General features: G+C 73.7%; 22 protein-coding genes. 9 read left to right on the top strand and 13 right to left on the bottom strand.

Annotated elements, in window-relative coordinates; genetic code table 11:
• Positions 1 to 118: 118 nt before the first annotated feature.
• Genes ABT296_RS15880 through ABT296_RS15870 form a run of 3 tightly spaced genes read right to left on the bottom strand, consistent with a single transcriptional unit; the run spans position 119 to position 1,611 of the window.
• Positions 119 to 715 carry a GNAT family N-acetyltransferase gene (locus ABT296_RS15880; protein ID WP_351927478.1) on the bottom strand — a complete coding sequence of 199 codons (597 nt, stop codon included), beginning with the start codon at positions 713 to 715 and terminating at the stop codon, positions 119 to 121.
• Between the two features lie 21 nt (positions 716 to 736).
• Positions 737 to 1,165 (bottom strand): Zn-ribbon domain-containing OB-fold protein, encoded by a 429-nt coding sequence (locus tag ABT296_RS15875; RefSeq protein WP_351927476.1) that lies wholly within the window; start codon positions 1,163 to 1,165, stop codon positions 737 to 739.
• A complete protein-coding gene (locus ABT296_RS15870) occupies positions 1,165 to 1,611 on the bottom strand; it encodes a DoxX family protein (RefSeq protein WP_351927474.1) in 447 nt (148 codons plus the stop codon). Before ABT296_RS15870 ends, ABT296_RS15875 begins: the two co-directional genes overlap by 1 nt.
• Positions 1,612 to 1,805: 194 nt before the next feature.
• On the opposite strand from ABT296_RS15870, the gene ABT296_RS15865 reads away from it, so the two are divergent.
• The 4 genes from ABT296_RS15865 (at position 1,806) to ABT296_RS15850 (ending at position 6,964) form a co-directional block, all read left to right on the top strand.
• Positions 1,806 to 2,333 carry a hypothetical protein gene (locus ABT296_RS15865; protein ID WP_351927472.1) on the top strand — a complete coding sequence of 176 codons (528 nt, stop codon included), beginning with the start codon at positions 1,806 to 1,808 and terminating at the stop codon, positions 2,331 to 2,333.
• A gap of 151 nt (positions 2,334 to 2,484) precedes the next feature.
• Positions 2,485 to 3,675, top strand: a complete 1,191-nt coding sequence (locus ABT296_RS15860) for a flavin-containing monooxygenase (RefSeq protein WP_351927470.1) — start codon at positions 2,485 to 2,487, stop codon at positions 3,673 to 3,675.
• A 147-nt stretch (positions 3,676 to 3,822) separates the two neighbouring features.
• Positions 3,823 to 6,048 carry an acetate--CoA ligase family protein gene (locus ABT296_RS15855; RefSeq protein ID WP_351927467.1) on the top strand — a complete coding sequence of 742 codons (2,226 nt, stop codon included), beginning with the start codon at positions 3,823 to 3,825 and terminating at the stop codon, positions 6,046 to 6,048.
• 94 nt (positions 6,049 to 6,142) lie between these two features.
• On the top strand, positions 6,143 to 6,964 hold the full coding sequence (locus tag ABT296_RS15850) for an enoyl-CoA hydratase/isomerase family protein (protein ID WP_502977253.1): 822 nt from the start codon (positions 6,143 to 6,145) through the stop codon (positions 6,962 to 6,964).
• A gap of 27 nt (positions 6,965 to 6,991) precedes the next feature.
• On the opposite strand, the gene ABT296_RS15845 is transcribed toward ABT296_RS15850, so the two are convergent.
• Positions 6,992 to 7,858 carry a hypothetical protein gene (locus ABT296_RS15845; protein ID WP_351927465.1) on the bottom strand — a complete coding sequence of 289 codons (867 nt, stop codon included), beginning with the start codon at positions 7,856 to 7,858 and terminating at the stop codon, positions 6,992 to 6,994.
• Between the two features lie 81 nt (positions 7,859 to 7,939).
• On the opposite strand from ABT296_RS15845, the gene ABT296_RS15840 reads away from it, so the two are divergent.
• On the top strand, positions 7,940 to 8,536 hold the full coding sequence (locus ABT296_RS15840; RefSeq protein WP_351927463.1) for a flavin reductase family protein: 597 nt from the start codon (positions 7,940 to 7,942) through the stop codon (positions 8,534 to 8,536).
• A gap of 114 nt (positions 8,537 to 8,650) precedes the next feature.
• Positions 8,651 to 9,832, top strand: a complete 1,182-nt coding sequence (locus ABT296_RS15835) for a COG1361 family protein (protein WP_351927461.1) — start codon at positions 8,651 to 8,653, stop codon at positions 9,830 to 9,832.
• 38 nt (positions 9,833 to 9,870) lie between these two features.
• Here ABT296_RS15835 and ABT296_RS15830 read toward each other — a convergent pair whose 3' ends face one another.
• The gene (locus tag ABT296_RS15830; RefSeq protein WP_351927459.1) at positions 9,871 to 11,205 is read right to left on the bottom strand and encodes an MFS transporter; all 1,335 of its coding nucleotides are present in this window, start codon (positions 11,203 to 11,205) and stop codon (positions 9,871 to 9,873) included.
• Between the two features lie 72 nt (positions 11,206 to 11,277).
• On the opposite strand from ABT296_RS15830, the gene ABT296_RS15825 reads away from it, so the two are divergent.
• Positions 11,278 to 12,348 carry a GlxA family transcriptional regulator gene (locus tag ABT296_RS15825; protein ID WP_351927458.1) on the top strand — a complete coding sequence of 357 codons (1,071 nt, stop codon included), beginning with the start codon at positions 11,278 to 11,280 and terminating at the stop codon, positions 12,346 to 12,348.
• On the opposite strand, the gene ABT296_RS15820 is transcribed toward ABT296_RS15825, so the two are convergent.
• Genes ABT296_RS15820 through ABT296_RS15805 form a run of 4 tightly spaced genes read right to left on the bottom strand, consistent with a single transcriptional unit; the run spans position 12,321 to position 15,850 of the window.
• Positions 12,321 to 12,734 (bottom strand): DUF6336 family protein, encoded by a 414-nt coding sequence (locus ABT296_RS15820; protein ID WP_351927456.1) that lies wholly within the window; start codon positions 12,732 to 12,734, stop codon positions 12,321 to 12,323. The genes ABT296_RS15825 and ABT296_RS15820 overlap by 28 nt on opposite strands.
• A 35-nt stretch (positions 12,735 to 12,769) precedes the next feature.
• Positions 12,770 to 13,819, bottom strand: coding sequence for a Zn-dependent alcohol dehydrogenase (locus tag ABT296_RS15815; RefSeq protein ID WP_351927454.1), 1,050 nt, complete (start codon positions 13,817 to 13,819; stop codon positions 12,770 to 12,772).
• Positions 13,819 to 14,964 (bottom strand): acyl-CoA dehydrogenase family protein, encoded by a 1,146-nt coding sequence (locus ABT296_RS15810; RefSeq protein ID WP_351927452.1) that lies wholly within the window; start codon positions 14,962 to 14,964, stop codon positions 13,819 to 13,821. Before ABT296_RS15810 ends, ABT296_RS15815 begins: the two co-directional genes overlap by 1 nt.
• Before the next feature lie 10 nt (positions 14,965 to 14,974).
• A complete protein-coding gene (locus ABT296_RS15805; protein ID WP_351927450.1) occupies positions 14,975 to 15,850 on the bottom strand; it encodes an SDR family NAD(P)-dependent oxidoreductase in 876 nt (291 codons plus the stop codon).
• An 85-nt stretch (positions 15,851 to 15,935) separates the two neighbouring features.
• Here ABT296_RS15805 and ABT296_RS15800 point away from each other — a divergent pair, with 85 nt between their 5' ends.
• Positions 15,936 to 16,862, top strand: coding sequence for a cyclase family protein (locus ABT296_RS15800; RefSeq protein ID WP_351927448.1), 927 nt, complete (start codon positions 15,936 to 15,938; stop codon positions 16,860 to 16,862).
• Between the two features lie 424 nt (positions 16,863 to 17,286).
• Here ABT296_RS15800 and ABT296_RS15795 read toward each other — a convergent pair whose 3' ends face one another.
• From ABT296_RS15795 to ABT296_RS15785, 3 genes are all read right to left on the bottom strand, one after another.
• On the bottom strand, positions 17,287 to 17,763 hold the full coding sequence (locus ABT296_RS15795; RefSeq protein WP_351927446.1) for an ATP-binding protein: 477 nt from the start codon (positions 17,761 to 17,763) through the stop codon (positions 17,287 to 17,289).
• Between the two features lie 502 nt (positions 17,764 to 18,265).
• Positions 18,266 to 19,165, bottom strand: a complete 900-nt coding sequence (locus ABT296_RS15790) for an acyl-CoA dehydrogenase family protein (RefSeq protein ID WP_351927444.1) — start codon at positions 19,163 to 19,165, stop codon at positions 18,266 to 18,268.
• A 2-nt stretch (positions 19,166 to 19,167) separates the two neighbouring features.
• Entirely contained in the window at positions 19,168 to 20,304 is a 1,137-nt protein-coding gene (locus tag ABT296_RS15785; protein ID WP_351927442.1) for an acyl-CoA dehydrogenase family protein, read from the bottom strand.
• Between the two features lie 122 nt (positions 20,305 to 20,426).
• Here ABT296_RS15785 and ABT296_RS15780 point away from each other — a divergent pair, with 122 nt between their 5' ends.
• On the top strand, positions 20,427 to 21,989 hold the full coding sequence (locus tag ABT296_RS15780) for a class I adenylate-forming enzyme family protein (RefSeq protein ID WP_351927440.1): 1,563 nt from the start codon (positions 20,427 to 20,429) through the stop codon (positions 21,987 to 21,989).
• Here the strand turns inward: ABT296_RS15780 and ABT296_RS15775 are convergent.
• Positions 21,973 to 22,485 carry an EF-hand domain-containing protein gene (locus ABT296_RS15775; RefSeq protein WP_351927438.1) on the bottom strand — a complete coding sequence of 171 codons (513 nt, stop codon included), beginning with the start codon at positions 22,483 to 22,485 and terminating at the stop codon, positions 21,973 to 21,975. The genes ABT296_RS15780 and ABT296_RS15775 overlap by 17 nt on opposite strands.
• Positions 22,486 to 22,556 lie beyond the last annotated feature (71 nt).

The raw sequence follows: 22,556 nt of genomic DNA, 5'->3' as shown, positions 1-22,556 counted from the left end.
CTAATAGCGGAGCTATTCGGGCGTTTCGGCAACGCCGCGAGCGTGCGTGCCAGACGCCGCGGGGCAGGCGGGACTTTCGAAACACGCCCTAGGGCCGCGGAGATCCGTCAGAAGGGCCCTAAACGGGCTCGGGGTCGTCGGCGAGGCGGGCGTGGAGGTGCATGTCCCGGTACGCGTCGCGCCGGCCGGCCTCCCACATCGCGCCCCGCAGAGTGCCCTCAAGGGTGAATCCGCAGCGCTCGGCTATGTGGCAGGAGGAGTCGTGGCCCACCGCGTGGTCGAGTTCGATGCGGTACAGGCTCAGGTCGGTGAAGGCGCAGCGGGCGGCGAGGGCCAGCGCGCGGGTGGCGACGTGGTGGCCGCGGGCCTCGGGGAGGACCCAGTAGCCGACGCGGGCGGTGTTCATCGCGCGGTTGACGACGTTGACGCCGACGTGTCCGAGCGCGAGCCCGGTCGCCCCGTCGGCGATGCAGAACGGTGCCGCGGTGCCCTCGGCCGCGTTGTGGGCGAGGGCGTGGAGGTCCTCCCGTGCGTCGTCGAGGCTCGCCGTGGACCGCACCGGGGTGTTCCAGCGCCGGAACTCGGGGTCCGTCCGGCCGCGCAGCCACGCCTCGGCGTCCGCCTCGGACTCCGGGTCCCAGGAGCGCAGCCACAGCTCCGGGAAGCGCGGGCCGGGACGGGAGGACGGTGTGGAGTGCTGACCGGCGAGGCTCATGGAGCCATTGAAACCGGTCGCTCACCCCTGTGTGGGCCGGATGCGTTTTCGGGGGCGGAACACCGGCACCCCGTCCCGGAACCCGGCACGCAGTTCCATCCCGGCGCGCAGCGGCGCCTCGCCCTCCGGCTCCGTCCACTCCACGATCTCGGTCATCATCCGGGGCCCCTCGGCGAGGTCGACCACGGCGGCGACGTAGGGGACGCGTTCACCGAAGGGCGGCAGGTCGTTGCGGTGCACGACCGACCAGGTGTAGAGCGCGGCCCGGCCGCTCGCGGTCTCCCAGCCGACGTCCTCGCTCCAGCAGTGCGGGCAGAACTCGCGCGGGTAGTGGTGGGCCCGGCCGCACGCCCGGCACCGGCGGATCAGCAGCCGCCCCTGGGCCGCCGCCTCCCAGTAGGGGCGGGTGAAGGCGTCGGGCTCGGGGAGGTCGAAGCGGGCCCCGGCCATCAGAAGAGCCCCAGCGCGGAGTCCAGCGACCAGGTCTGCCAGCCCATCCCGAACAGGGCGACGACCGAGATCAGCGCCATCATCGAGTTCTGGCCCTGTTCCGCCCAGTCGTGGATCATCAGCGTGAAGTAGACGGCGTTCAGCAGCAGCCCGGCGACGAGGGCGACGGGCGTCAGGAACCCCACGACCAGGCCGAGCCCGAGGGCGAGTTCCGCGTAGGCGACGACGTACGCCATGGTCCGCGGCCGGGGTGCGACGACCACGTCGAAGCCGGAGCGCACGGCGGTCCAGCGGTGCTTGGCGGCCACGTCCGCGGCCCAGGTGATGCCGCCGCCCTCGAACCAGGTCCGCTTGTCCTTGTGCCGCCAGCTCTCCAGCCACCACAGGCCGAGACCTATGCGGAGCACGGCCAGCCATTCGGCGCCGCTGAGCCAGATCGTGTCCATGGATCTGACGGTACGTCAGATACGGGGGCCCCGGAAGAGGGCGGTCACGAGGCCACGGGGGGCGACCGCGGTGGCGGGCCTCTGCGGCGGCGGGCCATTCGACAGCGAGGCCACTCCACACCGGGCCCACTGTGACGCCGTACCGCCGTGGCGCCGTAAGGGCGATATGTCCGTAAGGTTTTACGATGTCCGGCATGGAAGCCGCGCCGCGCGTCCTCGCCCATCTGGACAGTCCGTTCATCAACTTCCGCGACTACAAGTTCGCCGAGTCCTCCGCCCACGGCTACCGCTGGATCGACATCAAGCGCTTCCGCCTGCACTCCCCCGCGCCCGCGGACCGCGCCCTGCTCGCCGCCCTGATCGCGCACCCGCAGTTCCGCGACACCTACGACGGCTCCGGCGTCCAGGACTGGCCCCGGCACGGCCCGTGGTGGCTCGACCGGATCACCCCGGACGCGTACCGGGCCGTCGACGCGGCGGGCGCCAGCGCCGTGATCCGCGCCTGGGCCGGCCAGCACGGGCCGGTGCCGAAGGCGCTCACCCAGCGGATGCAGGAGCAGGTGCACACCCCGCTCACCAACGCCACCAGCACCTATCTCCTCGGCCCGCTGCCCGAGGAGGCCCAGCACGACTGGGGGCGCGTCCAGACCGACTTCCACGAACTGGTCCTGGTCGACCGCCCGGCGGCCACCCTGACCCTGCTGGTCGCGGCCGACGACTGAACCCCCGGCGCCGGGCCCGTCCGCGCAACCCCCACAACCAGGCCGGGTACGCCACCGGTCCCACCCCGTCCTCCTCCAGGCGTGATCAATCCGCAACCAATTCCGGTCTTGACCGAGACCCAACAACGGGGTGCGTGATTACGCTCGCGCTATGGACGATTCCCCCGCGCTCGCACCAACCACCACGGACCGCCCGGTGTACGTCGTCGGAGGCGGCCCCGGCGGGCTCGCCGTCGCGCACACCCTGCGCGCCCGGGGCATCCGTGCCGTCGTGCTGGAGAAGTCCGACCGGGTGGGCACCTCCTGGCGCGGCCACTACGACCGGCTGCACCTGCACACCACCCGCCGGCTGTCGGCGCTGCCGGGCCTGGCGATGCCCCGCCGGTTCGGGCGGTGGGTCTCCCGGGACGACGTGGTGCGCTACCTGGAGAAGTACGCCGAGCACCACGAGCTGGAGATCGTCACCGGTGTCGAGGTCTCGCGGATCGACCGTGATCCCGACGGCGGCTGGCTGCTGCACGCCACCGGCGGCCGTGAGCTGACCGGCGCCGCGGTGGTCGTCGCCACCGGCTACAACCACACCCCCCGGCTGCCCGACTGGCCCGGCCGCGAGAGCTACCCGGGCACGTTCCTGCACGCCTCGGCCTACCGCAACCCGGAGCCCTTCGCCGGCCAGGACGTCCTGGTCGTCGGGGTCGGCAACACCGGCGCCGAGATCGCCGTCGACCTGGTCGAGGGCGGCGCCTCCCGGGTGCGGCTGTCGGTGCGCACGGCCCCGCACATCGTGCGGCGCTCCACGGCCGGCTGGGCCGCGCAGTACTCGGGGGTGCTGTGCCGCAGGCTGCCGGTGGGCCTGGTGGACCGGGTCGCCCGCCCGATGGCCCGGCTGAGCGTGCCCGACCTGGCGCCCCAGGGGCTGCCCCGGCCCGACACCGGCCTGTACAGCAGGGTCAAGGAGGGCGCCGTACCGGTGCAGGACGTCGGCCTGATCGAGGCCGTCCGCACCGGCCGGGTCGAGATCGTGGCCGCCGTGGACGGCTTCGAGGACGGCAAGATCACGCTCGCCGACGGCACCCGCACCGAGGCGGACGCCGTCGTCGCCGCCACCGGGTACGTCCGCGGCCTGGAGGGGCTGGTCGGCCATCTCGACGTGCTCGGCGCCGACGGCAGGCCGGTGGTGCACGGTGCCCGCACCCCCGCAGGGGCCCCGGGCCTGTACTTCACCGGCTTCACCAACCCCATCAGCGGCATGCTCCGGGAACTGGCCATGGACGCGGAGAAGATAGCGAAGGCCGTGGCCAGGCGGGGCGGCGACCGGGTGTCCCGGCTGCCCGTCACCTGAGAAACCGCCTTCGAACCACCTGGGAAACCGCCTTCGGAAGTCGTCCGCTCCTTCAACTTTGCCTGCACAGCCGTTCCTGACGGAGTGTCAGTTCAGTAATCTGACACTGCGTCAGTTAATCGCTGTCTCACAGGAGCGGGCGGACCGATGCTTGGATCAACCCACGGCACCCTCACCACCGACTCCCGCCGGGCCCGGGTCATCGCCTGCGGCGAACAGCCCGGCCCCGCCGTCCACGGCCGCCCGGCCGAGCCCGACGACCTCGACGTCAGCGGCCGGCCCCTCTACGCGGCCGTCCCCGATCTGGACCGCCTCTTCCGACCCGAGTCGCTCGCCGTGATCGGCGCCTCGGACGCCGAGGGCCGGCCCAACACCGGTATCACCCGGCAGCTGCTGGCGTGGGCCGAGCGGGTCGGCGCCCGCCTCCACCCCGTGCACCCCACCCGCCCGTCCGTCTTCGGCGTGCCCTGCTCGCCGTCGGTCGCCGACCTGCCCGAGCAGGTCGACCTCGCCGTGCTGCTGGTCGCCGATCCCCTCGCCGTGATCGGGGAACTGGCCGAGGCGAAGGTGCGGTTCGCGGTCGTCTTCGCCTCCGGGTTCGCCGAGACCGGCGAGGGCGGCGCCGCCGCGCAGAAGCGGCTCGCCGCCGCGGCCGAGCGGGCCGGGATACGGCTGCTGGGCCCCAACACCAACCTCAACGCCTTCGAGGAGTTCCGCACCGACCTCGACGGCCCGGCCATCGCCCTGATCACCCAGTCCGGGCACCAGGGCCGGCCGGTCTTCGCCCTCCAGGAACTCGGTGTCCGCCTCTCCCACTGGGCGCCCACCGGCAACGAGGCCGACCTGGAGACCGCCGACTTCATCTCCTGGTTCGCCGAGCGCCCCGAGGTCGGCGCCATCGCCTGCTACGTGGAGGGTCTGAAGGACGGCCGCTCCTTCCTGCTCGCCGCGGACCGGGCGGCCCGGCGCGGGGTCCCGGTCGTCGCGGTCAAGGTGGGCCGCACCGAGACCGGCGCCCGCACGGCCGCCTCCCACACCGGCAAGCTGACCGGCGCGGACGCGGTGGTCGACGCGGCGATGCGGCAGTACGGGGTGATCCGCGTCGACGGCCTGGACGAACTCCAGGACACCGCGACCCTGCTGGCCCGGGCCCGGCCGCCGCGCGCCGACGGCGTCGCCGTCTACTCCATCTCGGGCGGCACGGGCGCGCACTTCGCGGACCTGGCGACCGAGGCGGGGCTGCGGCTCCCGGTGCTGTCCGCGGCCCGGCAGGCCGAGCTGCACCAGTGGATACCCGGGTACCTGAGCGTGGCCAACCCGGTCGACAACGGCGGCCACCCGGTCGGCGACGAACGCGGCCGCAAGATCATCGACGCGCTGCTCGCCGACCCCGAGGTGGGCGTCCTCGTCTGCCCGGTCACCGGGCCCTTCCCACCGCTCAGCGACCGGCTGGTGCGGGACCTGGTCGACGCGGCCGAGCACACCGACAAACTGGTGTGCGTGGTGTGGGGGTCGCCGGTCGGCACCGAACCCGCCTACCGCGAGGTCCTGCTCGGCTCCTCCCGGGTGGCCACCTTCCGCACGGTCGCCAACTGCATCACCGCCGTCCGCGCCCACCTCGACCACCACCGGTTCGTCTCCGGCTACCGCTCCCCGTTCGACCACGCCCCGCGCACCCCCTCGCCCTCGTTCCGCAAGACGCGCGCCCTGATGAGCCCGGGCAGGCAGCTGAGCGAGCACGCGGCGAAGCAACTGCTGCGGGCGTACGGCATCCGCGTACCGCGCGAGCAGCTGGTGACCAGCGCGGCGGCCGCCGTCCGGGCGGCGGGCCTGGTCGGCTACCCGGTGGTGATGAAGGCGTCCGGCGCGCGGATCGCGCACAAGACCGAGCTGGGGCTGGTCAAGGTCGGCCTCACCTCGGCCAGCCAGGTCCGGGACGCCTACCGGGAGCTGACGGACATCGCCCGCTACGAGGACGTGCGCCTGGACGGTGTCCTGGTCTGCCAGATGGTCGAGCGGGGCGTGGAGATGGTCGTCGGCGTCACCCACGACGAGCTGTTCGGGCCGACCGTGACGGTGGGGCTCGGCGGGGTGCTGGTCGAGGTGCTGCGCGACACCGCCGTACGGGTCCCGCCGTTCGGGGAGGAACAGGCCCGGGACATGCTCGGCGAGCTGCGCGGGCGGGCCCTCCTGGAGGGGGTCCGGGGGCGGCCGCCGGCAGACGTCGACGCGCTCGTGGAGGTGGTACTACGGGTGCAGCGCATGGCGCTGGAGCTCGGGGACGACCTGGCGGAGCTGGACATCAACCCGCTGATGGTGCTGGAGCGGGGGCAGGGCGCGGTGGCGCTGGACGCGCTCGCGGTGTGCCGCTGAGATGGGCGGGACCGAGAGGACACCTGCCACTGAGAGGGGCGGGACCGAGAAGACCCCTGCCACTGAGAGGGGCGGGACCGAGAAGGTCCCCGGAGTGGTCCGGCGGCCCGGTCCGTCCGGCGGCAGCGTCGAGGAGTGGGTGCGGCACGGCGTCGAGGGCCAGGTCTGCCGGATCACCCTCGACCGGCCCGAGGCGCTCAACGCCCTCACCCCCGCGCAGCGCGACCGCGTCATCGAGCTGCTCGACGGGGCGTCCGCCGATCCGGAGGTGCGGGCCGTCGTGCTCACCGGGACCGGCCGGGGGTTCTGCGCCGGCGCGGACCTGCGGGGCGGCTCCACGGCCGGGGAGCGTGTCCCCGGCGACGTCGCCCGGGTGCTGCGCCTGGGCGCGCAGCGTCTGGTCGGTGCCGTCCTGGACTGCGAGAAGCCGGTGATCGCCGCCGTGAACGGCACGGCTGCCGGCCTCGGCGCCCATCTGGCGTTCGCCTGTGATCTGGTGCTGGCCGCCGAATCGGCCCGGTTCATCGAGGTGTTCGTCCGCCGGGGCCTGGTCCCGGACGGCGGCGGCGCGTATCTGCTGCCGCGGCTGGTGGGGCCGCAGCGGGCCAAGGAGCTGATGTTCTTCGGCGACGCGCTGAGCGCCGCGGACGCCGAACGCCTCGGGCTGGTGAACCGGGTGGTCCCGGACGCGGAGCTGGCCAGGACGGCCCGGGAGTGGGCCGAGCGGCTGGCCGCCGGTCCGACCCGCGCCCTCGCGCTGACGAAACAGCTCGTCAACGCCTCCCTCGACAGCGACCGCGCCACGGCTTTCGCGGCGGAGGCGGCGGCCCAGGAGATCAACATGACGACCCGGGACGCCCAGGAGGGAGTGGCGAGCTTCGCGGAGCGCAGAAGCCCGGGCTATCTGGGGCGCTGAGACGTCGTCGAGGAACGGGGGGTGGGGCTACCGCTCCAGGATCCACAGCTCGCCCGCGTCCGGATCGCCGAACAGGACGAACAGTTCCGGGTCGCTCTCCGTCCCGCCGATCACCCAGTACGTGTCCCGGCCGCAGTCGCCGGACGGGTGCAGCGCGACCCCGTCCCGGGTCTGGTCCGGGTCCCGGTTCGCCCGCTCCAGGGTCCAGGTGCCGCCGCCGTCGCACCTGACCCAGGGCTTCCGGAGGCCGGCGCCGGACTCGGTGGGCGTCCGCTCCAGCTCGGCCGTACCGTCCGGGTCCAGCCGCAGGAGCGCGCCGTCCGCGCCCCGCCAGACCCCGGCGACCTGGGCGGCGGAGAGCACGGGAGGCTCGTACTCCTTGATCAGACCGACGGCCGTGGCGAGGGCGCCGCCCGCTCCGACCAGCAGGAACAGGGCGAGCGAGACGGTTCCCGCGCGGAACCAGACGCCCCGGAAGCCCCGGCGCGGCCGGCCCATGGCGAGGGCGGGGAGGACGCCGAGGGCCGCGAACAGGGCCGCGGTGTGGGGGAAGGACCAGCCCCACAGCGCGGTGGCCAGTCCTGCCCAGGCGACACCGGTCAGCGCGGAGAGGGCCGCGTGCCAGGCCCGACGCGGCCCCGGCACGCGGGAGGCGAGCAGCGCGGCAGGCAACGGCTGGGCCAGCGCCTGGAGGAGCCCGACGACGGGCAGCACCAGCGGTACGAAGACCGCCACGCAGACCAGACCGAGCGAGTTGATCCCCTGGCCGTAGCTGTCGCCGGACAGCTCCCCGAGCCACCACAGCAGCCAGACCACGGGGAGCTGCCCGGCGGCCACGGCGGCGGCCGCGTACAGCTCCGCCGTACGCGCCGGACCGCCCCCTGTCTCGCTCATGCGCGCAGCGTACGCACCTGTTCCCGGCGCCTTCGCACACCCCTTCACATCTGACGATCCGTCAGTTTCAATGACGGTGTGATGGGACACGCAGGGATGGCCGCAGCCGCCGTCCGCTACCTCGGTTCGGTCGACGCGCCGCGCGCGGAGGAGCCGCCGCGGCCACGGTTGCGGTGCGTCGGCGAGGACGAACGGGCGCCGGTGGGCCAGGCGGAGTTCCGGCGCGTGCTGGGGGCGTTCGCGACCGGCGTGACCGTGGTGACCGCGCCGGCCGCCGACGGGGAGACCTCCCCCGCCGGATTCGCCTGCCAGTCCTTCTCCGCCCTCTCCCTCGACCCGCCCCTGGTCGCGTTCATGGTGGGCCGTACGTCGACGACCTGGCCGCGCATCGCCCGCGCCGGCGTCTTCTGCGTCAACGTCCTCGCCGCGCACCAGGGCGAGCTGTGCCGCGGCTTCGCGGTCAGCGGCGGCGACAAGTTCGCCTCGGTCGCCCACGACGCGGCGCCGGTCTCCGGCTCCCCGCGCCTGTCCGGCGCCCTGGCCTGGGTGGACTGCGCGGTCCACGCCGTCCACACCGGCGGCGACCACCTCATCGTGGTGGGCAGGGTGGACGCGCTCGGGACGGCCGAGGCGGAGGACGGGGCGCCGCTGCTCTTCCACCGCGGCCGGTTCCTCTGACGCGCCGCGCACCGCCGTACAACCTTCGGGGTGCTCCGGATGTCCAGGACATGTCCGGGCGGCGAGCCGCCGCCGGGCCCTGTCCGCCCGCCCGCCGCACCGAGGAGACCCACCGTGCGTCAGCTCCTGAGCCGCTCGTCGGCCGCCGTGGCCGCCGCCGCGATCGTCGCCGCCGTCCCCACGGCGCTCGCCCCGGCGGCGCACGCGGAGGAGACCGCGCCCGAACTGACGGTGTCGACACTGCCGGCCGCCTCGCCCGCGCCCGGCGAGGTGTACGACCGGCCGGTCACCGTCACCAACAGCGGTACGGCCCCCGCGGACGGCGTCACCTTCCGGGTCCGGCTCACCCGCGGCCTGGACTTCCCCGAGCAGGTCGAGGGCTGTGTCTACTCGACCGTCGGCGACCAGGTCCGACAGGCCCTGTGCGAGCTGGACACGGTCCTCGAACCCGGCGCCACGCTCACCACCCCGGTGCGTTTCAAGGCCCTGCCGAACGCCCTGATGGAGGCGGTCGAGTACGGCACCGGCCGCACCGGCGAGGCGCCCGGCGAGGGATTCGACGACGCCAACCGGCGGCTGACCCTGACCGCCGACAGCTCGGCCGACCTGGTCGCGGTCGGCGACGACACGGAGGCGTTGGCCGGCGACCGGCAGTCGATCAACGTGAGCCTGCGCAACGACGGCCCCGGCTGGATCCAGAACCAGGTCAGCGACGACCTGCCCGGACTGCTGGTGACGATCCCGCCGGGCACGAGGGCCGCCGAGGTCCCCGACGAGTGCTCGCCGTTCAACGTCGACGGCCCCAGCGGCCCGCCCGTGCCGGGCAGGCCCCGCTACGTCTGCTGGCCCGAGGACGGCACCCTCGACGTCGGCGAGTCCCACACCTACACGTTCATGCTGGACATCGACGAGGACGCCAAGACCACCGAGGGCAAGGTGAAGGCGAGTTCCGTCTACGACATCACCCCGGCCTACGACGGCGACCTCGCCAACAACACGGCCGTGATCCGCGTCGCGATCCCCACCGACTACGAGCCCGAGCCCAGCCCCAGCCCGTCCGGCCCCACCGCCTCCCCCAGCGCCCCCGGTGACGGCGGCAACGACCCCGACGGCCAGTCGGCGGGCGGCACGGGCACGTCCGGCTCGACCGGCACCACGGGCTCGTCCACGACCGGCGGCAGCCTCGCGAGCACCGGCTCCGACGGCGCCCCGCTCCTCGCGGGCGCGGCGGCCTCGGCGGCGGCACTGGGCGCGCTGCTCGTCCTCGCCGTACGCCGCATGCGCAAGCCGGCCTGAGCGGGTCCGTCCGAGCCAGTCCGCCTGAGCGGTCCCGCTCAGGCGGGGGCCGGGGCCGGCGCCGCGGCCGGGCGGCGCCGGATGACCAGGGCCATGAGCGCGGCCGCCGCGCACAGCGCCCCGGAGCCGTACCAGACGACGTCGTAGGAGCCGAAGGCGTCCCGGGCGACCCCGCCGAGGAAGGCCACCAGCGCGGCGCCCACCTGGTGGGAGGCGAGGACCCAGCCGAAGACGATCGCGCTGTCCTCGCCGTAGTGCTCCCGGCACAGGGCGACCGTGGGCGGCACGGTGGCGACCCAGTCGAGGCCGTAGAAGACGATGAAGAAGACCATCGGCGGGCGGACCTCCGGTGCGAGCAGCATCGGCAGGAACAGCAGCGAGATCCCGCGCAGCGCGTAGTACACGGCGAGCAGCCGGCGCGCCTCGTAGCGGTCGGTGAACCAGCCGGAGGCGATCGTGCCGACGACGTCGAACACGCCGATGACCGCGAGCAGGGAGGCGGCGGCCTGCACCGGCATGTGGTGGTCGTGGGCGGCGGGCACGAAGTGGGTCTGGACCAGGCCGTTGGTGGAGGCGCCGCAGATCGCGAAGGTCCCGGCGAGCAGCCAGAAGGGGCCGGTGCGGGCCGCGTCGAGCAGGACCCGCACGGCCCGGCGCGCGGCGCCCGTCGCGGGAGGCGGCTTCGGCACGAACTCCTTGGCGCCGTACGGCTTCAGGCCCACGTCGGCGGGGTGGTCGCGCAGCAGCAGCCAGACGAAGGGGACGACCGCGAGGGCGGCGAGGGCCACGGTGACGGCGGCCGGGCGCCAGTCGTGCTCGTCGACCATCCAGGACAGCAGCGGCAGGAAGATCAGCTGGCCGGAGGCGGAGGCGGCGGTGAGGATGCCGGTGACCAGGCCGCGCCGCTCGGTGAACCAGCGGTTGGTGACGGTGGCGGCGAAGGCCAGCGCCATCGAGCCGCTGCCGAGGCCCACCAGCAGCCCCCAGCACAGCAGCAGCTGCCAGGCCGCGGTCATCCAGTAGGTGAGCCCGGAGCCGATCGCGATCACGGTCAGCGCGACCGCGACGACCTTGCGGATGCCGAAGCGGTCCATCAGTGCGGCGGCGAACGGCGCGGTCAGCCCGTAGAGGGCGAGGTTGACGGAGACCGCGGAGGCGATGGTGCCGCGCGACCAGCCGAACTCCTGGTGCAGCGGGTCGATGAGCAGCCCGGGCAGGGAGCGGAAGGCGGCGGCGCCGATGATCGTCACGAAGGTCACGGCGGCGACGAACCACGCGCGGTGGATACGGCGCCTGCGGCGGGCCCGGGTGTCCGGGCTGTCCGGGCTGTCCGGGCTGTCCGCCGCGGGCGCGGCCTCGGTTGTCTGGGTCACGACATAGAGGATCGCCTCCCGGTGTTCTCCGCATCGACTGGCCTGAAGGACAGCATTCGCTAGGATCGGGCCATGCCCAGTGACCCGGAGCCGCCCGCGCACCGTCCGCACCGCGTCGTGGTCCTCGCCCTCGACGGCCTGCTCCCCTTCGAGCTGGGCATCCCGCACCGGATCTTCGGCCGCCCCAAGGACCGCGCGGGCCGCCCGCTGTACGAGGTGCTGACCTGCTCGGTCCGGCCGCCCGGCCCGGTCGCCACGGACGCCGACTTCGACGTCATGGTCGAGCACGGCCCCGAGCTGCTCGCCACCGCCGACACCGTGATCGTCCCCGCCTCCTACGAGCTGGGCCCGGTCTTCGAGCAGGGCGTGCTCACCCCCGAACTGGCCGCCGCGCTGGCCCACATCCGCCCCGGCACCCGGCTCGCCTCGATCTGCACCGGTGTGTTCGTCCTCGCCGCGGCCGGCCACCTCGACGGCCGCCGGGCCACCACCCACTGGGCGGAGACGGACCATCTCCAGCGCCTCTTCCCGGAGATCGACGTCGACCCGGACGTGCTCTTCATCGACGACGGCGACGTCCTGACCTCGGCGGGGGTCGCCGCCGGCATCGACCTGTGCCTGCACATGGTCCGCCGCGACCACGGCACCGCCGTGGCCAACGAGATCGCCCGCCGCACGGTCGTCCCCCCGCACCGCGACGGCGGCCAGGCCCAGTACATCCACCGCCCGGTGCCCGACCCGCAGCAGTCGTCGACGACCGGCGCCCGCGCCTGGGCACTCGGCCGCCTCCACGAGCCGATCCAACTGCGGGACATGGCGGCACAGGAGTCCATGTCGGTACGCACCTTCACCCGCCGCTTCCGCGAGGAGTCCGGCATCAGCCCCGGCCAGTGGCTCACCCAACAACGCGTGGAACGCGCCCGCCACCTCCTGGAGTCCACCACCCTCTCCGTCGACCAGGTGGCCCGCGCCGCGGGCTTCGGCACGGCCCAGTCGATGCGCCAGCACCTGCAGACGGCCCTCGGGGTGACCCCCACGGCGTACCGGCGGACGTTCCGCGCCGAGGGTGCGCAGGGCGTGGGGGAGGGCGGGGAGGTGCGAGTGGCCGCGGCCCGTCAGTCGCCGTGGATCCAGCTGCCGTAGGACGCCTGCCCGACCAGGACGGAGAAGGCGACACCGGCGAGGCCCAGGATCAGGCCGAACAGGCCGACCCGCACGAAGGCGGGGCCGACGAGGGTGATCGAGGCGGACTGGGTGGTGATCGTCCCCCAGTCACGCAGGCGCCGGATGTCGGCGCGGGACAGCAGCCAGAAGAGCAGTCCGAGGAGCAGGAAGCCCGCGCCGAGGAACAGCACGAGAGCGCCGAACACCCCGAAGCCCTCCTCCCGGTCGTGGTGGTCGCCGACGAACAGCAGACCGACGACGGGCAGCAGCACGGCGGCGCAGAGCCCGACGAGCGAGCCGCGCAGCAGGACGTCCCGCAGCCGCAGACGCGGCGTGATCACTCCGTCTCGGTCCAGGGTCGTCATGGCGGCACCCTAACCGAGCGGTGGAACAGGGCCGTTCAGAAGGTGAGCACCGCCCGAGCCACCCGCCCCGCCCCCGCGTCCGCCGTCGCCTTCTCGAAGTCCTCGACCGGGTAGGTGCGGGTGACCAGTTCGTCGAGGAGGAGGTGGCCGGAGCGGTAGAGGGCGGCGTAGAGGGCGATGTCCCGTTGGGGGCGGGCGGAGCCGTAGCGGCAGCCGAGGATGGACTTGTCCAGGTAGAGGGTGGAGACGCGGAAGGACGCCTCGGCGGTGGCCGCCGGTACGCCGAGGAGGATCGCCTGGCCGTGCCGGTCGAGGAGGTCGACGGCCGCGCGGATCAGCTCCACGCGCCCCACGCATTCGAAGGCGTGGTCCGCTCCGGTGGGCAGGAGCTCGTGTACGCCGTCGGTGGAGGTGAGGAAGTCGGTGGCGCCGAAGCGGCGGGCGGCCTCCTCCTTCGCCGGGTTGGCGTCGACGGCGACGATCCGCAGGGCGCCCGCGATCCGCGCGCCCTGGATGACGTTGAGCCCGATGCCGCCGGCCCCGATCACCACCACGCTGTCCCCGCGGTCCACCCGGGCCCGGTTGAGCACGGCGCCCACTCCGGTCAGCACCCCGCACCCGATCAACGCGGCCGACGTCAGCGGCAGTTCCTCGGGGATGCGGACCGCCTGCACCGCCTTGACCACCGTCTGCTCGGCGAAGGCGGAGTTGGCGGCGAACTGGTACACCGGGCCGCCGTCCCGGTGGAAGGGGCGGCCCGGGCGTCCGATCGCCTGCCGGCACATGGTCGGCCGGCCCCGGTCGCACTCCGCGCACGTACCGCAGTTGGCGAGGGTGGACAGGGCGACGTGGTCGCCGGGCGCGACATGGGTGACGCCCGCGCCCACGGACTCCACGACCCCGGCGCCCTCGTGGCCGAGGACCACCGGGACGGGGAACGGGATGGTCCCGTCCACCACGGACAGGTCGCTGTGGCACAGGCCCGCCGCCGCGATCGCGACCCGTACCTCGCCCGGCCCCGGCTCGCGCACCTCCAGGTCGTCGACGACCTCGGCCCGCTTCCCGTCGAACAGCACTGCGCGCATCAGACGCCCCCCTTGGGCTCCCTGGGCAGACCGAGCACCCGCTCGGCGATGATCGTGCGCTGGATCTGGTCCGAGCCGCCGTAGACGGTGTCGGCCCGGGAGAAGAGGAACAGGTGCTGGAGCGGGTCGAGTGCGTAGGGCGCGCCGGCCGTCCAGTCGGCCGGTCCCACGGCCGCCCCGGCGCCGCGGACCTGGACCGCCAGCTCCCCCAGCCGCTGGTGCCATCCGCCCCACAGCAGCTTGGCCACGCTGGGCGCCCCGGCGTCCTCTGAACCGCCCAGGGTGCGCAGGGCGTTCCAGCGCATCGTGCGCAGCTCCGCCCACAGGCGTACGAGCCGCTCGCGCAGCACCGGGTCCGTCACGGCGCCGCTCTTGACCGCCGCCCGCATGACCAGGCCCAACTCCTCGGCGAAGCCGATCTGCTGGGCGAGCGTGGACACGCCCCGCTCGAAGCCGAGCAGGCTCATCGCGACCCGCCAGCCGTCGCCCTCGCCGCCCACGACGTGCTCGGCGCGGGCGCCGTCGAAGAAGACCTCGTTGAAGTCGCCGGTGCCGGTCAGCTGGCGGATGGGCCGCACCTCGATCCGGCCGGGCTGGTCCATCGGCACCAGCAGGAAGCTCAGGCCGTGGTGGCGCCGTGAGCCCGGCTCGGTGCGGGCGAGCACGAAACACCAGTCCGCCTCGTGCGCGAGGGACGTCCAGATCTTCTGCCCGGTGACGCGGTGGCCACCGGAGGTGTCGCGTACGGCGGCGGTCCGTACGGCGGCCAGGTCGGAGCCGGCACCGGGTTCGCTGTACCCCTGGCACCACAGCTCCCGGCCGGCGGCGACCGGGGGCAGGAAGCGGTCCTTCTGCTCCTCGGTGCCGTGGGCGAGCAGGGTGGGGGCGAGGAGCTTCTCGCCGATGTGCCCGGAGCGCGGGGGCGCCCCGGAGCGGGCGTACTCCTCGGCCCAGACGACCTGCTGGGTGAGGGTGGCGGCCCGGTTGCCGTAGCCGGTCGCGCCCCAGGACAGGCCGATCCAGCCGGCCGCGCCCAGGGCGCGTTCCCAGGACCGGCGGTCCCGGCCGGGCTCGACGTGCCCGGCGAGCCACTGCCGGGCCTCCGCGCGGAACTCGTCGTCCGCGGCGCTGAATCCGAAGTCCACGGCCCCTCCCCTACGAGGCGTTCGGCGGCCGGAGCAGCGGCATCGGGTCGGTGCCGACCGTGCCGGGCAGGAACTCCGCGATGCGTTCCGGGGTCCAGGGGCCCTCGGCGTAGGCGGCGCGCAGCTCCCTGGGCTGGGCCCAGACCGCCAGTTTGGGTCCGGCGAGCGTGTAGACCTGCCCGGTGACGCCCTGCTCCCTGGCCCGGTCCGACAGCAGGTAGACGACGAGGGCGGCCACGTCCTCGGGCTCCCCGATCTCCGTCAGCCCGTTGGGGACCTTGGCCGACATCCTCGTACGGGCGACGGGCGCGACCGCGTTGGCGGTCACCCCGTACTTGGCGAGGGCCAGCGCGGCACTGCGCGTCAGCGAGATGATCCCGCCCTTGGCGGCACTGTAGTTGGCCTGCGAGAACGAGCCCTGGTGGTTGCCGCTGGTGAAGCCGATCAGGGTGCCGGAGCGCTGCTCGCGCATCACCGCCGAGGCGGCGCGGAAGACGGTGAACGTCCCCTTGAGGTGGGTGGCGATCACCGGATCCCACTCCTCCTCGGTCATGTTGAACAGCATCCGCTCGCGCAGGATCCCGGCCACGCACACGACCCCGTCGAGCCGCCCGTACGTGGACACGGCGACGTCCACGACCCGTTGCCCGCCCGCCATGGCGGAGATGTCGTCGGCGACCGCGACCGCCTCTCCGCCGGCGGACTCGATCTCCTTGACGACCCGCTCGGCGACCTCGCTCGACGGCGCGGCCCCGTCCACCGCGACCCCGTGGTCGTTGACGACGACCCGCGCCCCGTGGGCCGCCGCCGCCAGCGCCACGGCCCGGCCGATGCCGCGTCCGGCGCCGGTCACCGCGACGACCCTGCCTGCCAAGAAGTTCCCCACGCCCGGCCCCTTCCCGCGGTTTCTGACGGACCGTTAGATTTTATGACCGGTCGGACCGTAGGAGACAAGCCCCGGGGAGGGACCGATGTCACTGCCGGACGCGTTCCACGAGATCGCCAAGCGCGTGAACAACTGGGGCCGCTGGGGAGCCGACGACGAACTGGGCACCCTCAACCTGATCACCGACGACGTCGTCCGCGGCGCGGCCGCCGAGGTCCGCAGCGGGCGCCGGGTCCCGCTGGCGCTGCCGCTGCGCCAGGACGGGGTGCAGACCGGGATGATCCCGGGGCGGGTCAACCCGCTGCACGTCATGGTGCAGATCAACCAGGAGATCTTCGGCCCGGGGACGGTGGCGTGCAGCGACGACGCCGTGACGATGGGCCTTCAGGCGGCCACCCACTGGGACGCGCTGCCGCACGTCTCGCACTCGGGCCGCCTCTACAACGGCCGCCCGGCCGGCACCGTCACCGCGCACGGGGGCGCGGAGTTCGCCGGGATGGCCACGGCGCGGCACGTCGTCTCGCGGGGGGTGCTGCTCGACGTGGCCCGCGCGCGGGGCGTGGAGCGGCTGGACGGCGGGCACGCCGTCACCCCGGAGGACCTGGAGGCGGCCGAGGAACTGGCGGGCACGCGCGTACGGGCGGGCGACATCGTGCTCGTGCGCACCGGTCAGATGGGGCTCTGCCTGGCCGGGGACATGCACGCGTACGGGTATCCCTCGCCGGGTCTGTCGATCCGGACGCCGGAGTGGTTCCACGCCCGTGATGTCGCCGCGGTGGCCAACGACACCCTCACCTTCGAGATCTTCCCGCCGGAGATCGAGGACCTGTGGCTGCCGGTGCACGCGCTGGACCTGGTGGAGATGGGGATGCCGCAGGGGCAGAACTGGAACCTCGAAGAGTTGTCCACAGCCTGTGGACAAGAGAACCGTTACAGCTTCCTCCTGTCGGCGACCCCGGAACCGTTCGTCGGCGCGACGGGCGCCCCGGTGGCACCGGTCGCCGTCCTGTGAGCCGTACGTCCCGGGCCTGCCGAAGTGCGGCCGGCGGTGCGCGATCGTCCGCCCCGAGCACGGCGGCGCGCACCGCCACCCGACTCCGGCGCACCCACCCCCGGGCTGCCCCGACCCCCGGGGGAGCCGGCGCCGGATCGCGACCCGCACTCGGCGAGGACTCCCGTCACCGAAACCCTCGCCGTCCCCTCGCGGCGAATCGCCGACCACAAGCGTGATCAAACGGACATGGGTCGTCAACACCCGTTCGGCGATTCATCACTTACGTCCCGAATGCGGCGGGCGCACGGTGAAGCACACCCCGGCGCATCGCACCGCGACGCACAGGAGGAGTCGGAGCGCCGAAGCGCCGACGGCACCCCGGAAGGGACTTCAGACACCCGACCCCGGAAGGGCCTCGGACGCCCGCACCCCGCGAAGGGCCTCAGACCGCCTCGAACGCCAGCCCCTCGAAGCTGCTGCCGCCGTACACGGGCTCGGGTTCGCGCCGCTCCGCACAGCGGTCCAGCTCGCACCAGATCCGCTTGCCGGGCCCGTCCGGCATCCAGCCCCAGCGGTCGGCCAGTCCGTCGACGAGGGCGAGCCCCCGGCCGCCGGTCTCCCCGCCGCCCGCGCAACGCGGCACCGGGGCCCGGCCGCTGGCGTCGACCACCTCCAGCCGTACGGTGGCCGACTCGGCCTCGGCCGGGACGCCGGGCAGGAACAGCCTCAGCACGGCCGGACAGCCGGTGTGGACCACGGCGTTGGTGACCAGTTCGGAGACGAGCAGGATCAGGGTCTCCGAGAGCGAGTCGTCGACCCCTATCCCGGAACCGGCGAGCCGGGAGCGGGCCCACCGGCGCGCCCGTCCCACCTCAGCGGGGTCGGGCCGGATCTCCAGCTGCACTTGAAGCACCTGCACCGCTCACACCATCCGAACCGGCGGACACATAGCCCCGCGTCTCGCGAGGGCCACGATCGTAGCCATTTTTTGCATGACCAGGACAACGGCCGGAGCCAGGGTCACAGAACGTGAGTCCCTTACGAGAAAGCATGGTTGACGTACAGTCACCCCAACAAGCGCTTCGGGCATATTCCAGCGCGAAGGAGTACCCGTGCGGGATACTGTGCGACGCGCTTGCGGGGGAGTCGAACGGGCGGGGACCAGAACCGCGCCCGCCCTGCGATGACCGGCACGCATCGCCGGATCCGGAGCCGCCTCAAGGGCAACTCCGGCATGGCTCGTCCTCGGAACCACTCGCATCCCACACAAGGTACCGGAGCCGGACACCGACTCCAGGACGTGACGAGTCACACGTAGGACACAACCCGATATCAACGCTCCGTAGTTCCGGTATGCCACGATCCGCGACACCGGGGCCCTGGGTACCGGCGGAGCCGCAGGCCGGGGGCGCTTGGGGCGGTCAGGCGAGCAGTTCGGCGGCGAGCAACTCCTCACTCTGCGCCCCGCCTCCGCCACGCCGCGCCCGCACCCACGCCCGCTTGAGATGCAGATGCACCTCGCACTCCCAGGTGAAGCCCATCCCGCCGTGGACCTGGAGACAGTCACGGGCGCCGCGCACCGCCGCCTCGTCGGCGAGCAGCCGGGCGGCGGCGATGTCGGCGGGGTCCGCGGTCACGGCGGCGGCGTACACGGCGGCGCGGGCCGTCTCCGCCCGCACCAGCATGTCGGCGCACAGGTGCTTGACCGCCTGGAAGGCCCCGACCGGCTGCCCGAACTGCTCGCGGGTCCGGGCGTGGCGCACGGCCAGCTCGCACACCCGGGCGGCGGTGCCGAGCTGTTCGGCGGCGGACAGCACACTCGCGGTACCGAACTGCTCGGCGGCGGACAGCACACTCGCGACCGGTGCGGCCGAACCGCGACCCGCCGCGCCGGGCACCCGGTGCAGCGGTGTCGCGGGGTCCACCGACCGCAGGGGTACGGCCCCTTCGGCGTCCCCGAGCACCACGTCCGCCCCCTCCAGCCACTCCACCAGGGCGCCGTCCACGGCCGTCACGACGGTGTCCCCGGTGGCCGCGCCCGGCACGGTGCCCGCCGCCAGGTGGGTCGGGATCAACGGGCCCGGCAGCAGCGCCCGTCCGGCCTCCTCGAAGAGCAGGGCCGCCTCCGGCAGCCCGAGCCCGACCCCGCCGTCCGCCTCGGGCAGCCGCAGCGCGAAGAACCCGGCGCCGCCCAGCTCCCGCCACAGCGCGCGGTCCGGTCCCGGTCCGGCCGGCACCGCCGTGCCGTCGGGGCGCCGCGCCAACAGCTCCCGCATGCCGGCCCGCAACGCCCGCTGTTCCGCGGTCGGTCGAAAGCGCATGGTCACCGCCCTTTCGGCAGCCCGAGGATCCGCTCGGCCACGATGTTGCGCTGGATCTGCGAGGTGCCGGCGGCAATGGTGTACGACAGCGAGGACAGCCGGTCGAGGGTCCAGGGGCGGCCGAGGTCGAGGCAGTCGGGTCCGAGGACGTCGGCGGCGGTGTCGTAGAGCTGCTGACGGGCGTGCGAGTAGCGCAGTTTGAAGACCGAGCCGCCGACGCCCGGTACGCCGCTCCCGGCCGCCTCCGCCTCGCTCACGTTCCACTGCGTCAGCCGCCACAGCGCCCGGAACTCGGCGTTCAGGCGCCCGAGCGCGCGGCGCAGCACCGGATCGTCCCAGCGGCCGTTGGCGCGCGCCTCGGCGGCGAGTTCGCGCAGCACCCGGCGGCAGGCGACCACCTCGCCCGCGAAGGCCGTGCCCCGCTCGAAGGAGAGCGTCACCATCGTCACGCGCCAGCCGTCGTTCTCCTCGCCGACCCGGTGGGCGGCCGGCACCCGGACCTCGTCGAGGAACACCTCGGCGAACTCGGTGGACCCGGCGAGGGTGCGCAGCGGCCGTACGGTGACGCCGGGGGCGTCCATGCGCAGCGCCAGCCAGCTGATGCCGCGGTGCCGGGGGGCCGACGGGTCGGTGCGGACGAGCAGTTCGCACCAGTCGGCGACCTCGGCGTGCGAGGTCCAGATCTTGGATCCGGTGACCACGTAGTCGTCGCCGTCGCGGTGGGCGCGGGTGCGCAGGGCGGCGAGGTCGGAGCCGGCGCCGGGTTCGCTGAAGCCCTGGCACCAGACCTCCTCGCCGCGCAGGATCGGCGGCAGCCAGCGGGCCCGCTGCGCGGGGGTGCCCTCGGCGGCCACGGTGGGCCCGGCGTGCAGGAGTCCGACGAAGTTGGCGCCGACGTAGGGGGCGCCCGCGCGTTCGGTCTCCTCCAGGTAGATCAGCCGGGTGGTCGGGGAGGCGTCCCAGTGGACGTGGGCGTACCCGGCGTCGTGGAGCATGCGCTGCCAGCCGAGGTCGTAGGCGCGGCGGGCGGGCCAGTCGGTGGGCGGGGGCGGGTCCGGCAGCTCGGGCAGGACCTCGCCGAGCCACTGCCGCAGGCGGGCCCGGAACTCCTCCTCCTCGGGCGTGCACGCGAGGTCCATCCGGCGCCTCCGATCTGACGATCCGTCAGCTCAGGCTAGCCCCGCGCCTCTGGACCGACAAGGCGGGGCGCCCTACGCTCTGCGCACGATCTGACACACCGTCAGCAAAGGGGGCCGCCGCCGTGACCGACACCGCACCCGACCTGAGTTCCGCCCGGACCCTGTGGGACCTGCTCGATCTGCGCGCCTCGCTCACCCCGGACCGGCCGCTGCTCCTCCAGGAGGACCGCGCGGTGAGCTTCGGCGCGCTGCGGACACGCGCCGAGCGGGCGGCGGCCGGCCTGTACGGGCTCGGGGTGCGTCCCGGCACGGTCGTCGCCTGGCAGCTGCCCACCCGGATCGAGACGGTCGTGCTCTCCTTCGCGCTGGCCCGGCTCGGCGCCGTGCAGTCGCCGGTCATCCCCTTCCACCGCGAGCGCGAGGTCGGCTTCGTGCTGCGCGAGTCCCGAGCCGAGTACTTCGCCGTACCGGGCACCTGGCGCGGCTACGACCACACCGCGCTGGCGCGGCGGCTCGGAGCGAAGAACGTCCTGGAGGTGTACGACCGGCTCCCGGACGGCGATCCGCGGGTCCTGCCCGCGCCGCCCGCCGAGGGCACCTCGGTGCGCTGGATCTACTGGACCTCGGGCACCACCTCGGATCCCAAGGGCGTGCTGCACACGGACCGTTCGCTGATCGCGGGCGGCTCCTGCCTGGCCCACGCCCTGCGCCCGGAATCCTCCGACGTCGGCTCGATCGCCTTCCCGTACGCCCACATCGGCGGGCCGGACTACCTGGTGATGCTGCTGCTGTACGGCTTCCCGGCGGTGCTGTTCGAGAAGTTCGCGCTGCCGGAGGCGCTCGCGGAGTACCGGCGGCACGGGGTGACGACGGCGGGCGGTTCGACGGCGTTCTACTCGATGTTCCTGGCCGAGCAGCGCAGGAGTCCGGGCGCGAGGGTGATCCCCACCCTGCGGCTGCTGGCGGGCGGCGGGGCGCCCAAGCCGCCGGAGCTGCACCACGCCGTGGTCCGGGAGCTGGGGGTGCGGCTGTGCCACGGCTACGGCATGACCGAGGTGCCGATGATCACGATGGGCGATCCGGACGACGACCCCGAGCTGCTCGCCACCACCGAGGGACGGCCGCCCGAGGGGATGGAGATCCGGATCGTGGACGGGGAGGTCCGGCTGCGCGGGGAGGCGGTGTGCCGGGGCTATCTGGACCCGGAGCAGAGCGCGGCCGCCTTCGACGAGGAGGGCTTCCTGCGCACCGGCGACCTGGGGCATCTCACCGGCGACGGGTATCTGGTGCTCACCGGACGGCTGAAGGACGTGATCATCCGCAAGGGCGAGAACATCTCGGCCAAGGAGATCGAGGAGCTGCTGCACCGGCATCCGGCGGTCGCGGACGCCGCGGTCATCGGGCTGCCGGACGCCGAGCGCGGGGAGTTGGTGTGCGCGGTCGTCGAACAGCCGCCGGACGCGCCGGAGTTGAGCCTCGCGCAGATCACGGAGCTGCTGCGCGCGGAAGGGCTGTCGGCGCACAAGCTGCCGGAGCGGCTGGAGGTGGTCGACGCCCTTCCGCGCAACGACGCGCTGCGCAAGGTGCTCAAGTACAAGCTCAGGGAGCGCTATTCGAAAAGCCCGGAAAGCTCAGGAAGCCCGACAGGCCCGGCAGGCCCGGCAGGCCCTACTCAGGGACCGTGAAATAGCGGGCGAAGGCGGTCACGACCTCGGACTCCTCCACCCTGCCGTCGCTGTCGGCGTCGAGCGTGGCGGCCGCGGCGCGGGCCACCTCGGCGGGCACACCGAGCGCCGAGAGCACGCGCGCGGTGTCGTCGAGGGTGGCCGCCCCGTCGCCGTCCGCGTCGGCGACCGCGAGGGCGGCGTGCAGGAAGGGCCGCGCGATCTCGGCGAACCGGTCGGGGTTGTCGCGCAGCCGCTTGACCGCGCCGCCCACGAACTCGTCCCGGCTGATGCGCTGGTCGCCGTCCCGGTCCGCTATCCCCGCCATGCCCTGCCAGAACGCCTCGGCGCCGATGTAGAGCGCCTGGCCCTTGTCGGACCGGGCCGTCGTGCCGAACTCCGCCAGCAGCGACTTGGCCGCCGCGTTGAAGTCCGCACGGTCGATGTAGCCGTTGCCGTCCTGGTCGAAGGTGGCGAACCGGGCCGCGATCCTGCGCTCGTACTCGCTGCTGACCATGTCTTTTGTGCCACCTTTACGTCACGGGGGGTACGTCTGCCAGGGAGCGTACGACGCGCGGGGCCGTCCGG

It is taken from the genome of Streptomyces sp. NPDC000983, from assembly GCF_040299205.1.
In the GTDB taxonomy this organism is placed as follows: domain Bacteria; phylum Actinomycetota; class Actinomycetes; order Streptomycetales; family Streptomycetaceae; genus Streptomyces.
The sequence above is the reverse complement of the archived record's forward strand: the minus strand, read 5'-3'. Positions and strand labels throughout refer to the sequence as shown.

Coding starts and splice junctions, on each gene's coding strand:
- ABT296_RS15855 (WP_351927467.1), top strand. CDS start 3,823: ATGCTTGGATCAACCCACGGCACCCTCACCACCGACTCCCGCCGGGCC.
- ABT296_RS15865 (WP_351927472.1), top strand. CDS start 1,806: ATGGAAGCCGCGCCGCGCGTCCTCGCCCATCTGGACAGTCCGTTCATC.
- ABT296_RS15845 (WP_351927465.1), bottom strand. CDS start 7,858: ATGAGCGAGACAGGGGGCGGTCCGGCGCGTACGGCGGAGCTGTACGCG.
- ABT296_RS15870 (WP_351927474.1), bottom strand. CDS start 1,611: ATGGACACGATCTGGCTCAGCGGCGCCGAATGGCTGGCCGTGCTCCGC.
- ABT296_RS15840 (WP_351927463.1), top strand. CDS start 7,940: ATGGGACACGCAGGGATGGCCGCAGCCGCCGTCCGCTACCTCGGTTCG.
- ABT296_RS15880 (WP_351927478.1), bottom strand. CDS start 715: ATGAGCCTCGCCGGTCAGCACTCCACACCGTCCTCCCGTCCCGGCCCG.
- ABT296_RS15860 (WP_351927470.1), top strand. CDS start 2,485: ATGGACGATTCCCCCGCGCTCGCACCAACCACCACGGACCGCCCGGTG.
- ABT296_RS15785 (WP_351927442.1), bottom strand. CDS start 20,304: ATGGACCTCGCGTGCACGCCCGAGGAGGAGGAGTTCCGGGCCCGCCTG.
- ABT296_RS15815 (WP_351927454.1), bottom strand. CDS start 13,819: ATGCGCGCAGTGCTGTTCGACGGGAAGCGGGCCGAGGTCGTCGACGAC.
- ABT296_RS15875 (WP_351927476.1), bottom strand. CDS start 1,165: ATGGCCGGGGCCCGCTTCGACCTCCCCGAGCCCGACGCCTTCACCCGC.
- ABT296_RS15790 (WP_351927444.1), bottom strand. CDS start 19,165: ATGCGCTTTCGACCGACCGCGGAACAGCGGGCGTTGCGGGCCGGCATG.
- ABT296_RS15820 (WP_351927456.1), bottom strand. CDS start 12,734: ATGACGACCCTGGACCGAGACGGAGTGATCACGCCGCGTCTGCGGCTG.
- ABT296_RS15800 (WP_351927448.1), top strand. CDS start 15,936: ATGTCACTGCCGGACGCGTTCCACGAGATCGCCAAGCGCGTGAACAAC.
- ABT296_RS15775 (WP_351927438.1), bottom strand. CDS start 22,485: ATGGTCAGCAGCGAGTACGAGCGCAGGATCGCGGCCCGGTTCGCCACC.
- ABT296_RS15825 (WP_351927458.1), top strand. CDS start 11,278: ATGCCCAGTGACCCGGAGCCGCCCGCGCACCGTCCGCACCGCGTCGTG.